This window comes from Dyadobacter sp. CY347 (assembly GCF_021502655.1).
Taxonomy (GTDB): Bacteria; Bacteroidota; Bacteroidia; order Cytophagales; family Spirosomataceae; genus Dyadobacter.
Genome location: NZ_JAKFFT010000004.1, coordinates 448,799 through 461,369, shown reverse-complemented (window position 1 = coordinate 461,369; position 12,571 = coordinate 448,799). Strand labels below are relative to the sequence as shown.

The 12,571-nt window shown below is 46.1% G+C and carries 10 protein-coding genes; 7 read left to right on the top strand and 3 right to left on the bottom strand.

Translation table 11 applies throughout. The annotated features are described in order from the left end of the window. Nucleotides 1-5: 5 nt before the first annotated feature. Nucleotides 6-2,141: a ferrous iron transport protein B gene (feoB, locus tag L0659_RS10050; protein ID WP_235125810.1), complete on the bottom strand. Its 2,136-nt coding sequence runs from the start codon at nucleotides 2,139-2,141 to the stop codon at nucleotides 6-8. A gap of 29 nt (nucleotides 2,142-2,170) precedes the next feature. After that, nucleotides 2,171-2,398, bottom strand: coding sequence for a FeoA family protein (locus tag L0659_RS10045; RefSeq protein WP_026630930.1), 228 nt, complete (start codon nucleotides 2,396-2,398; stop codon nucleotides 2,171-2,173). 171 nt (nucleotides 2,399-2,569) lie between these two features. Between L0659_RS10045 and L0659_RS10040 the strand changes: the two genes are divergently transcribed. The 5 genes from L0659_RS10040 (at nucleotide 2,570) to ccsA (L0659_RS10020) (ending at nucleotide 7,305) form a co-directional block, all read left to right on the top strand. After that, nucleotides 2,570-3,247 (top strand): heme exporter protein CcmB, encoded by a 678-nt coding sequence (locus L0659_RS10040; RefSeq protein ID WP_233795774.1) that lies wholly within the window; start codon nucleotides 2,570-2,572, stop codon nucleotides 3,245-3,247. Between the two features lie 39 nt (nucleotides 3,248-3,286). Then, nucleotides 3,287-3,973, top strand: a complete 687-nt coding sequence (ccsA, locus tag L0659_RS10035; protein WP_235125809.1) for a cytochrome c biogenesis protein CcsA — start codon at nucleotides 3,287-3,289, stop codon at nucleotides 3,971-3,973. Between the two features lie 75 nt (nucleotides 3,974-4,048). Continuing rightward, complete coding sequence (locus L0659_RS10030; RefSeq protein WP_235125808.1) at nucleotides 4,049-4,273, top strand: CcmD family protein; 225 nt, start codon at nucleotides 4,049-4,051, stop codon at nucleotides 4,271-4,273. Nucleotides 4,274-4,279: 6 nt separating this feature from the next. Further along, the gene (locus L0659_RS10025) at nucleotides 4,280-4,714 is read left to right on the top strand and encodes a cytochrome c maturation protein CcmE (protein WP_026630926.1); all 435 of its coding nucleotides are present in this window, start codon (nucleotides 4,280-4,282) and stop codon (nucleotides 4,712-4,714) included. After that, the gene (gene ccsA / locus L0659_RS10020; protein WP_235125807.1) at nucleotides 4,711-7,305 is read left to right on the top strand and encodes a cytochrome c biogenesis protein CcsA; all 2,595 of its coding nucleotides are present in this window, start codon (nucleotides 4,711-4,713) and stop codon (nucleotides 7,303-7,305) included. The genes L0659_RS10025 and ccsA (L0659_RS10020) overlap by 4 nt, the downstream gene beginning before the upstream one ends. A gap of 94 nt (nucleotides 7,306-7,399) precedes the next feature. On the opposite strand, the gene L0659_RS10015 is transcribed toward ccsA (L0659_RS10020), so the two are convergent. After that, complete coding sequence (locus tag L0659_RS10015) at nucleotides 7,400-9,952, bottom strand: TonB-dependent receptor (RefSeq protein WP_235125806.1); 2,553 nt, start codon at nucleotides 9,950-9,952, stop codon at nucleotides 7,400-7,402. Between the two features lie 96 nt (nucleotides 9,953-10,048). Between L0659_RS10015 and L0659_RS10010 the strand changes: the two genes are divergently transcribed. Both L0659_RS10010 and L0659_RS10005 read left to right on the top strand, forming a co-directional pair. After that, nucleotides 10,049-10,348 carry a DUF3817 domain-containing protein gene (locus tag L0659_RS10010; RefSeq protein ID WP_235125805.1) on the top strand — a complete coding sequence of 100 codons (300 nt, stop codon included), beginning with the start codon at nucleotides 10,049-10,051 and terminating at the stop codon, nucleotides 10,346-10,348. Between the two features lie 44 nt (nucleotides 10,349-10,392). Further along, nucleotides 10,393-12,570 carry a DUF5916 domain-containing protein gene (locus tag L0659_RS10005; protein WP_235125804.1) on the top strand — a complete coding sequence of 726 codons (2,178 nt, stop codon included), beginning with the start codon at nucleotides 10,393-10,395 and terminating at the stop codon, nucleotides 12,568-12,570. Nucleotide 12,571 lies beyond the last annotated feature (1 nt).

The window sequence follows — 12,571 nt, the reverse complement described above, 5'->3', positions numbered from 1 at the left end:
ATTTCTCAACTCATAACCTGATAAACCACAAACGCCGATACATACGCCAGCACCATTAAATAGGCGAGCTGGATTAAGGGCCATTTCCAGCCGTGGGTTTCGCGCTGGACTACGGCGATGGTGCTCATACACATCATTGCGAAAACGTAGAATATCAGGAGCGAGTAACATACTGCCGGCGTGAACATGGCTCCCCCGGTTTCCGGGTTCTTTTCCTTGATTAACCTTTCCTTAACCGTCGGGACGTCTTCAAAATCTCCGCTGATGCTGTAAATGGTGGCCATTGTTCCCACAAAAACCTCCCTGGCTGCAAAGGATGCGAGTAACGCAATGCCGATTTTCCAATCATAACCCAACGGTCTGATCGCCGGCTCGATGAAATGCCCGAAATGGCCTGCGTAAGAATTTTCAAGACGTGCAGATGAAATGGCAGCATTGACTTGTTCCTCCGAAGCTTGCGGCATGCTAGAAACAACTTCTGCTTCTGCTTTTTCCATCTTATCACCCGGCCCGTATGTTGATAAAACCCAGAGAATGATTGAAATCGCCATAATGACTTTCCCTGCTTCCAGCACAAACGATTTTACGCTGTCATACATGGTAAATGCTACATGGCCCCAGCGCGGCAGCTTGTAAGATGGCATTTCAAGCATGAAATAACCCGGTTCTTTTCTTGGCACAAACAATGATAAGATCCAGGCCGTCGCCAAAGCGCCTGCCAGTCCCAGGAAATACAATCCAAACAAAACCAGGCCCTGAATATTCAGGAAACCAAGCACTTTTGTCGGCGGCACAACCAAGGCGATGAGGATGGTGTAAATAGGCAAACGAGCTGAACAGCTCATTAATGGTGTTACCAAAATCGTCAATAAACGTTCGTAGCGGCTGCTGATGCTTCTTGTGGTCATGATCGCCGGCACTGCGCAGGCAACGCCCGAGATCAAAGGAACAACGCTACGCCCATTCAGGCCGAATTTTCGCATTAGTTTATCCATAATCACCATAACCCGCGCCATATAACCCGATTCTTCGAGAATAGAGACGAGTGCGAAGAGAATGGCAATCGGCGGAATAAATACCAGAATTCCGCCAAGTCCGGCCATAATGCCGTCGGTAAGGAGATCATTCAAAAACCCTTCGGGCAAAACTGCTTTTGTCCATTCAATAGTAGCCGCTATGCCTGCATCCAGCAAATCACTGGGATAGGTCGCCCACGAAAAAATGGCTTGAAATACAAGAATAAGAACGGCCGCAAAGGTGACATATCCCCAAAATGGATGCAAAAGAACGCTATCCAGCTTTCGGGTCCAGTAAGGTTGTTCGGTTACGCCCGCTGATTTGACCGATTTTGAAATAATCGGCTTTATTTTCTCATAACGTGCAACGGTTTCTGCTGCCAGGAAGCCATTTTCATCAAACTCATGCTTTTCAATCAGTTTGTCCAGGGCAACTTTTGCAGGTGTTTCAAGAAATGAGAAATTATCGTGCTGACAAACATATTGCAAGGCAACATAATCATTATCAAGCGCATATACGCGTTTTACGTCTGCAATGAGGTCGATCTCGTTGTCTTTCGGTTCGTAGAAATAGGCAAGCTCAGGTTTCTCAACCCGCTCGGCCATTTGCCGGATCGCGTCTTTCAAGCCATTTAAGCCCTCGCCCGTACGGGCATTGATCCGCACAACCGGCACATTCAATTTCATCGCAAGCTGCACCGCATTCACCGTTAGGTTCATACTTGTTGCAACATCAAGCATATTGAGTGCCAGGACGCAAGGCAGGCCAAGGTCACTGATTTCAGTAAATAACAGCAGGTTTCTTTGCAGGTTGGACGCATCGACCACGACTACAACAACATCCGGAAAATCAGGGTGTGAAGGGTTGGCAAGAATGTCCATGACAACAGTCTCATCCCTTGATTTTGGATAAATACTATATGTTCCGGGAAGATCTACAACAATGGCAGCAGCGTCGGGTTGGCCGGACTGTCCCGGGAGTTTGAATGTCCCGGATTTTTTTTCGACGGTGACGCCCGGAAAATTCCCGGTCTTTTGGCGTAAACCGGTTAATGCATTAAATAATGTAGACTTGCCGGCATTGGGGTTACCAACCAGCGCAACTTTTATATTCCCTTGTTTCAATGGAGAGGCTTATAATCGGAACGTATTGCTTATTCAAGCACAATCACGGCCGCCTCGTTCAATCTGAGCGAAAGGCAATAGGAACCGCCAACATTAATACAGATCGGATCACCAAACGGCGCAACTGCATCCAGGCGCACTTCACACCCGGGCAGACAACCCATTTCCAGTAATTTCAACGACATTGCCCGATCCGTAAAAGATTTTATGACCCCCTTTTCGCCCTTTCGAAGATGACTGACCGTACGAGCTGACATACACTCCTTATTTAGATTCATTTTATTTAAAGTGCAAATAAAGCACTATCACACCGTAATTCAAACATAACTTTTGCAATTGTGCCCACACCCATATAAATCATCGAAAATCATGACCGTTTTATTATTTCCCTCAGGCTTTATGTAGTACTTTTGCAGCGCAAAGAGTAAATGAGCAGCGGAATTTTGAACGAGATTAAAACCCTTATCTGGAAAGAAGTTACACTCGAATGGCGTCAAAAGTATGCGCTGAGCGGCATGTTACTTTACGTGATCAGCACCGTTTTCGTCTGCTATCTGAGCTTCAATCTCAGAAGAAATCAACTCACTCCTATTGTCTGGAACACACTATTCTGGATCATCATTCTGTTTACAGCGGTTAATGCGATTGCCAAAAGTTTCTCGCAAGAGCGCTATGGCCGGTTGCTATACTATTACAGCCTTTGCAGTCCGCAAGCGATTATTATTTCAAAAATAATTTACAACTCATTGATAATGTTGTTATTATCTGGGATGGGTTTTGTGTTTTATTCTTTTGTAATGGGCAATGCGATTGGTGATATGGGCCTTTTTATCCTGTGCCTTTTCCTTGCAGCGATCGGTTTCGCATCCGTGTTAACGCTTGTGGCAGGAATCGCCTCCAAAGCGGATAACAGCGCAACATTAATGGCTGTTTTGAGCTTCCCGATCATATTACCAATGCTGCTGATGACCATTAAGCTGGCCAAAAATGCGATGGATGGTTTGGACTGGTCGGTCAGCACGGACGAAATCAGCACACTGTTATCAATTGATCTCATAGTAATTACGCTTAGTTACCTGCTTTTTCCCTATCTGTGGAGAAGTTGATTTTGACTGGCGAGTAAGCATTAAAGTATAAGAGTAAAAATGAGAAAGTCCTGGTGGAAAATCCTCTGCATAGTAATCATATTCTATGTCATTTTTATGGGTCTGATGGGTCCGGTCCCGCGCCTTGCCATCATCAATGAGAGCATTCGTAACACTTATTTTCACGTAGCGCTCTGGCTTGCCATGACTACGCTGCTTTTTGCGTCCATGATTTTTTCAATCCGTTATTTGAACAAAGGACGAATAGGCGATGACGACATTGCGAGTGAGCTGGCCAAGTCTGCCATATTCTTCGGAATTTTGGGCTGCCTAACGGGCTCGGTTTGGGCCAATTACACCTGGGGCGATCCCTGGCCAAATGACCCAAAACTGAATGGTGCTGCGGTTGGCATCCTGATCTATCTTGCCTATTTATTGTTAAGAAGCTCATTTGAAGACGAGCAGCGCAGAGCCCGGATTTCTTCGGTTTACAACATTTTCGCATTCGCCGTTTTTATCCCGATCATTTACATCCTGCCCCGGCTGACAGATTCTTTGCACCCAGGCAGCGGCGGAAACAGCACATTCGGCTCTTACGATTTCAACAGCGACATCCGGAGAGTTTTCTATCCTGCTATCATTGGTTATATTCTGCTGGGTTTATGGCTGGCTGAGCTTCGGATCCGGATCAAAGTGATCAACCGGGTCAGGGATGAAGCATTGATCACTTCTGACAAAATATCCTGAAACATCCACTAATTTCTTTGATCACAAACATTTTAAATCAAATTTTCGTTAAGAATTCAGACCATTACTCATACAATGAAAAAAGTCTCCCTCTTACTACTCACCTTATTTTTGATTTCAGGAAACTTGTTTGCGCAAGCCGTTGATAATGGCGTGCCTATGGCCGACAAACTTCGCGAAGATGGTAAGATCTGGGTTGTTGTGGCTGTGATTGCTGTGGTTTTTGCAGGAATCGCAATTAATATGCTTCGGATTGATTCCAAAGTAAGCAAAATCGAAAAGGAATTAAATATCAAGTAAACTTTCATGAAAAAGATACAAATATTCGGTTTGATCATCATTGCTGTGGCCATTGGCATCATTGTCTCAACAGCCGGCGATGCAAGCACATATGTCGATTTTACAAAAGCCAAAGAAATGGCGCAGGACGGCGATGCAGAAAGCATTCACGTTGTCGGCACACTTAAAAAAGATGCATCAGGCCACATTATAGGCATGGAATATCAGCCTCAGGTTGATCCTAACTATTTCGCTTTCACATTGATCGACAATAACAAGGTAGAGCAAAGGGTCGTTTACAAAAACTCAAAACCACAGGACTTCGATAAATCTGAGCAAGTTGTGGTGGTGGGAAAAATGAAAGACGGCGCTTTTACCGCGGAAAAGATCCTGATGAAGTGCCCATCGAAATACGAGAACGGCAAAATGGAAACGACTGAACATACTGCAGAACAATCATGATTCACACCACCATTGGAAGTGCAGGTCACCTGCTTGTCATTATTGCTTTTGTAACCGCGCTCGTTGCCACATTCGCCTATTTCAAGGCAGGGATGTCGGGTATAGCCATTGAAGATGCCAAAATCTGGAAGAAATTCGGCCGCGCCGTTTTCTATTTCCACGTTGCGGCGGTTCTGGGTGTTGTTTTCTCCCTTTACTGGATCATTGGAAACCATTATTTTGAATATCATTACGCCTGGAAAAACTCTTCGTTGTCGCTGCCAACCGGTTACACGATTTCAAGTTTCTGGCAAGATCAGGAAGGAAGTTTTCTTTTATGGATCTTCTGGAATGTCGTCTTGGGCTGCGTACTTATCTTCACAAACCGTTCATGGGAAGCGCCGGTAATGACCGTTTTTGCATTGGTGCAGGCGTTTTTAACTTCTATGATTCTGGGCGTTGTCATTCCCGGGCTAGACCTGAAAATCGGTTCTACACCATTTTTGCTGCTTAAAGAAGTAATGCCGGACCTGCCTGTTTACCAGATGGACCCAAATTTCATCCCGAAAGACGGAAACGGCCTTAATCCCCTTTTGCAGAACTACTGGATGGTAATTCACCCTCCTACCCTGTTTTTGGGTTTTGCCACAACATTGATTCCATTCTCGTTTGCTATCGCAGGTTTGTGGACTAAAAAAATCCAGGAATGGATCCGTCCAGCATTGCCATGGGCACTGTTTTCGGCGATGATCCTTTGTATCGGAATTTTGATGGGCGCTTACTGGGCTTATGAAACGCTGAATTTTGGTGGTTACTGGAACTGGGACCCTGTCGAAAATTCATCCATCGTGCCCTGGCTGATCCTGGTTGCAGCGGTGCATACCATGATTATCGGACGTAAGAATGCAACAGCATTAAAAACATCGTTCATTCTTACCATTGCCACATTTATATTAATCCTATATTCCACATTCATGACCAGAAGTGGGGTTTTGGGTAATGCGTCGGTTCACTCATTTACGGATCTGGGACTTTCCGGACAGCTGCTGATTTACCTGCTGACCTTCACTGTTGTCGCTATCGGCTTGCTTATCTATCGTTGGAAAGATCTACCAAGCGACGAAGAGGAAGTTTCAACCTATTCGCAGGAATTCTGGATTTTCATTGGCGCAACATTGCTATGCTTATCAGGATTCCAGATTTTGGCAACCACTTCTATTCCGGTTTACAACAAGATCGCCGAAGCATTCGGGACGGTTTTAAACATGGCGCTTCCGGCAGATCAGATCGGACACTATAACAAATTCCAGCTTTGGTTCTTCTCGCTGATCGTCATTTTGACGGGTGTAGGGCAGTTTTTCTGGTGGAAAAGAGTGGGTCAAAACAGATTGCAGGCGCTTTATACGCCGTTACTTATCTCTCTGCTGATCAGCGCAGCCATTATTACGGTACAAGGCGTGAGAGAGATTCAATATATTGTTCTGCTGACGGCTGCTGTTTTCGCAATTGTTGCCAACGGGACCATTCTTTTGAACATCATACGCGGAAATTATAACCTGTCCGGCGGCGCGATCACGCACATTGGCGTTGCATTGATGCTGATCGGGATCTTGTTTTCGTCTGCTTATACCAAAGTCGTTTCGATCAACAACTCCGGCTTGATGATTTCAAGAAGCGAGGAATTTACGAATAACGACAATAAAGAAAACAAGGAGAATATTACGCTCTGGCTCAATAAGCCCGAGAAAATGGGCGACTACATGCTTACCTGGCGTGATGTGCGCGTAGAGCCGCGTAAGATCCCGGGATATATTCCAAAAAGCTGGGTTGATATAATCGAGGGTGATTTTCATGCCGTTGCTTTGAGAGACATTGTTGTGGATGGTAAAAAATACAATGTCAAAGGCGACACCATTGAGCTTTTCCCTGAAAACTTCTATTACGAGATCGAGTATAGGGAGCCTTCGGGCAGGATTTTCAGCCTTTTCCCAAGGGTGCAGATTAACCCAAGAATGGGTGGAATCGTATCGTCTCCTGACATTCAGAGGAAAGTTGACAAAGACCTTTATACCCACGTAAATATGGTGACCAACCCGACAGCAGAGCCGGTTTGGAGCCAGACGGAGAATTTCACGATCAGCATGCGCGATACATTCTTCGTGAATGACTATGTGGCGATCCTGGATAATGTCGTGCGTACAGAGCAGGTTGAAGGGGTTCAGTTGGGCGACGGCGATGCTGCGGTTAAGGCCGTGATCCGCGTGCTGGATAAAGACAAGGAATATGTCGTAACGCCTTCATTCGTGATCCGCGACCGCATGGTGGCGCGCAAGCCTGAGGTGAACAATGATCTGGGTATGCGTATTCAGTTTCAGGAAATCAACCCGCAAACTGGGCAGTTTTCGTTCGCGGTTAACACCACCCAGCGCGACTTTATCGTCATGAAAGCCATTGAAAAACCATTGATCAACATTCTCTGGCTGGGAACATTTGTGCTGGTAATCGGCTTCATTTTGGCCACGATCCGACGTTTCAAAGATTTCATCAAAATGCGGGATAAAGAAAATCAGTCCGCGGATAAGAAGCCGAAAATCAAGGTTCAGGCTGTATAAAAATTCAGGATCAATAAAAAGGGTGCATTGCTTCGGCAGTGCACCCTTTTTATTTACAGGCAAGATGGCAACTTAGGCTAATCTTCTATTTATATTAAAATCTGAAACCCAATCTAGTAAAGAAAAAGGCGCCGTTGGTTCCCATCTGGACTGGGTCCCAGCCTCCGCCTGATTCTGTCAGGTTCGGCAGTGACATATCCGGATACACATTCAGGATGTTGCTTCCGCCGATGGAAAGTGAAAAATTCTTGTTGAATTTGTAATTCACTGTCAGGTCGGTCTGCACTTTTGCTTTATACACATCCAGCTCATAATCCCAGTTTGCCAGCTTAACCTCGCCGAAACGGATGAGGCGCACCATAAAACTGAGTTTGTTAATGCCATAATCGAATGTTAGGTTAATTTTCGAAGGCGGAGCGGAAGCCAGCACGAAGCGGCGTTCTCTTTCATCAAAATAAAGATCTTCTTTTCCTTCCAATCTAGGCACCGTATTAATCGGCCCCAGGTCCATTTGATTGAAATTTGCAGCCAATGTCGTGCTTAATCTCCCGATCCCTAATGCTGTGGAATGCGCCACAACCAGGTCGATCCCTGTTGTCGTTGTGTAGGACAATGCATTTGTGAAAAACTGGGCTTTTCCAACTCGCAGCGCTTTCAATAAGCTGCCAATGTCCTCATCCTCATCACTGAATTGTCCTGTAAGCACCACGCGATCTTTGACCTTCACATAATATCCATCAACTGTTACCGACAAGCCGGGAGCCGGATTCAATGTCAGCCCGACACTTGCGTTTTGCGAAGTTTCCTGCTTCAATTTTGGAATGCCCAGCGCGCGCGTCACTTCACTATTGTTGTTGGCGAGCAAGACGTCCACAGCCTCGCCATTTACAAAATTGGTAAAAGTGGAATTGAAATATTTCTGAGCAAGTGAAGGCGCGCGGAAACCTGTGCTGACCGATCCGCGAAGTCCGATTGCGTTGGTAATTTTATATCGCAAGCCCACTTTACCATTGATTGTGGTTCCAAAATCGCTGTAACTCTCGAAACGCACGGCTGCATCGATCAGGAATTTTTTCGTCAAATCTGCTTCAATGTCCAGGTAAGCCCCCGCATTTGAGCGGCTTTTGTCCGTAACATCGGCCGGACTAAAACCTGGAAAACCTTGCGCTGCGCCGGGAAGCGTGGGATCATAATTGTAATATGAAGGACGGTCGCCAGCAAATATTTTGTAGCGCTCGGTCCTGAATTCTCCGCCGAATGCAATGTTAAGGCCTTGAAAAACAGTCTGATAGTAACGGGAAATATTCAGATTAGAGACATTTTGCGACAATTGAAAACCGCCTGCATCAAACTCCGTCGGCGAGCCCAGCCCCAGTGAAGTATTAATGGAATTCCGAACGTCAAAACGGAATTTATTGAAACCATATGTGTTGCTCAGATCAATGTTCCAGTTCCGCCAAACGCCCCGCACGCCACCGGTGACTGCCCTATCGTCGATAGCGCTTCCGATCACCGGGTCAAAACCATTGGGATACACTGCGGGCACATTGCGATCGTCGTCCGCAAACCTGGTCCATGCGTAAGCATCACCAATGCGCCGGTTAATCCCCCCGAAACTGTAAACCTGAATGTTTTGTCCGATCGGAATCTTTGCATTGTAATACAAGGCCGCATTATTGATTTTTGGATCGCCATACTGCCTTCTGGACAAATCGGCCTCATCTGAAACCGTGTTTGCACGATTGGTATGGTCGCGGAAATTATAGTCGGCCGTTACATTGACAAAGCCTTTTTCAGCCACTTTGAAGCCATAGTTCAAATTCACATTGTAATTGAGGCCGTCGAAAGTTCTGTTGTCAAAACGATATTTGGACTTATAAATCCCTGCATTTACATTGGCCGTAAGCTGGTTCACATTCTCCTTCAAAACAATGTTGATCACGCCTGCAATCGCGTCCGAACCGTATTGTGCGGCTGCGCCATCCCTCAAAATTTCGATGCGCTCAATGGCCGCGGCCGGAATCGCATTCAGATCCGTTCCCGTATTTCCACGCCCTCTTGATCCGAAAAGATTGACCAGCGCCGACTGGTGCCTGCGTTTTCCATTGATCAAAACCAATGTCTGGTCTGGCCCAAGGCCCCGCAGCGACGCAGGATCCACGTGGTCCGCGCCATCGGAACCGGTTTGCCTGTTGGAATTAAACGAAGGCGCAGCAAATTGCAGCAATTGATTGACATCAAGCTGGCCTTGTTTGGTAGTAATCTCCCGGATATCAATTACATCCACCGGCGACGGCGTGTCTGTGGACGAACGGTTTCCATTTCTCGAACCCACAATGGTTACCTGATTAAGAATGGACGCGTCGGTCATTGTGAAATCCAGATTAGCATTGGCCGAAACCGCGCGTTCAACAACATTATAACCGACAAATGTCGCAACAAGAATAGCATCCGACTTTCCTACCGACAGCGTATAGGCGCCGCTGCCGTTCGTACTGGTGCCATTATTGGTTCCTTTTTCCAGCACTGATGCGCCAACGAGCGGCTCTCCGCGCTCATCGCGCACATTTCCCGAAACTCTAATGCTTTGCGCCGTTGCATAAACTCCTGCAAGCGCAAGCAGACATGTAAAAATTGATTTTCTCACGAACGTTGGTGTTTGATTTTTGGTTATTCCTGCCTTCTAAATCTTCCTATTGCGTATCTTTACACTTAATAATCTTACGCTTACAGTTCTTTTTTTATGATCTCCACGCTTGTTAAATCTGCCCTTGGCCGTCTTCGCATCATTGCATTTCTTGAAGGCATTTCTTACCTCGTTTTGCTCGGCATTGCTATGCCATTGAAATATCTTGCCGGTCTTCCGCAGGCTGTCCGCATTGTTGGCATGGCACACGGCGTTTTGTTCGTGCTTTTTGTCGTGTTGCTAGTACAGGTTGCGACTGAACGAAGCTGGTCTTTTAAGAAATCACTTCTGGCTTTCATTTCTTCGCTCGTTCCTTTCGGGACTTTTTATGCGGATGCAAAGTGGTTCAGAAGTTAGAAAAGCAATAACCTTCATTGTCATATATTCCTACACCCGATCAAGTGCAAAAAACTTCTATCCTAAACCTTCTGTTTTTCTGTTTAATCATTTCAAAAAGCATTGCGCAGAAACCCAATGAAAAATATCAATACAATATTCATTCCGCAACGTCTTCCCTGAACATTGACGGTGTTGCAGATGACATTGCTTGGGAATCGGCTGAGGTTGCCAACAACTTTTTCATGATCACACCCATGGACACCAGTTTTTCCAGGGCGCTTACGGATGTGAAAATGTGTTACGATAAGGACAACCTTTACATTCTCGTCGTTAATTACAAGCCCATAAAAGGCTCTATTATTGTGGAATCATTGAAAAGGGATTTTTCTTTCGGGAAAAATGACAACTTTCTCCTTTTCATGGACACATTTGATGACAAAACCAATGGCTTTTCATTCGGTGCCAATGCGGCCGGTGCGCCGTGGGATGGCCAGCAGGGCGATGGCGGAACGGTTGATTTAAGTTGGGATAACAAATGGGTGAGCGCGGTCAAAAATGATGATGACAAATGGGTTTGGGAAGCCGCGATTCCTTTCAAAAGCATTCGCTATAAGCCCGGGATCACAAAATGGGGCATTAATTTCAGCCGCCAGGATCTGACTATTTCCGAAAAATCGGCCTGGGCACCCGTTCCCCGCCAGTTTCCATCGGCCTCGCTTGCCTATACGGGTGTGCTTGCCTGGGACGTTCCACCACCAAATCCCGGCCCGAACATTTCCATCATTCCCTACGCGGCCACACGTCTGACGAAAGATTACCAGAAAGACACGCCAAATAAATACAAACCAGCCGTCGGCGGTGACGTGAAAATCGGCCTCACTCCTTCCCTAAACCTCGACTTAACTGTTAACCCGGATTTCTCGCAAGTGGATGTGGATGTCCAGCAGACGAATCTGGATCGCTTTGAGTTGTTTTTTCCGGAGCGTCGTCAGTTTTTCCTCGAAAATGCTGACCTTTTTGCCAATTTCGGGTACGCTACCATTCGTCCGTTTTTCTCCCGGCGCATTGGTTTGGGCGTTCCGATCCAATTTGGTGCGCGGATGAGTGGGAAAATTAACAAGAACTGGCGGATCGGTGTCCTGGACGTGCAGACAGGCTCGTCTGACAGCCTGACGCCCAGAAATAATTACGCGGTTTTTGCACTTCAAAGGCAATTATTAGCCCGGTCCAATGTCCGTTTTATATTTGTAAATAAAGATGCGACGAATTACTCGCCGGAGCAGCATCAGGCCACAAACCGCTATAACCGGAACATTGGAGCTGAATTTAATCTCGCCAGTGCTAAAAATCTCTGGACAGGAAAAGTAATGGTGCTCAAATCCTTTACGCCCGGAAAATCCACGGACGATTTTACGCACGCGGCCGATCTGAAATTCAATAAAGCCAATTTCTTCTGGCAATGGCAGCACGAATATGTGGGTAAGAATTTCAATGCAGAAGTGGGTTACGTGCCTAACGCGGTCAGAATGGGTTATTACAAGATCAGTCCGAACATTGGTTACCTGTTTTTTGTAAAAAATCCAAGGATCATCAGTCACGGCCCCAAGCTGATCAGCAATGTATTTTGGGACAAAAAATTTGACCTCAGCGATCGTGAATTTATCCTTTCCTACAACCTTAATTTCATTAACCGCGCAACGGTTGCAGTATGGGGATCAAGCAATTACGTGCGTTTGCTAAGACCATTTGACCCAACAAATTTGGGCGTAGGAACACTGGTAACCGGCAGCGAACACAATTGGAAAGCCACCGGTTTTGACATTGTCTCCGGCCCTCAGAATCGCCTCACTTATGCCGCATCGGGGATTTTTGGCGGTTATTACCAAAACGGCCACCGCAACAATTTACGCGCCGAGCTCGGCTATCGTGTGCAGCCTTACGTAGCAATTACAATGGCCGGAAACTATAATGACATTCGCCTGCCTGAGCCTTGGAAAAGAACGCAATTGTGGCTTGTAGGCCCGCGGGTGGACTTTACATTTACCAACAACCTGTTCTTCACCACATTCATGCAGTATAACAATCAGGCGGATAACATTAACCTGAATGCGCGTCTGCAATGGCGTTATAAGCCCGCTTCGGATTTATTCATCGTTTACACGGATAACTATTTACCCGAAAATTTCAGGGTTAAGAACCGCGCCGTTGTCTTGAAATTTACGTATTGGTGGAATTTGTAAA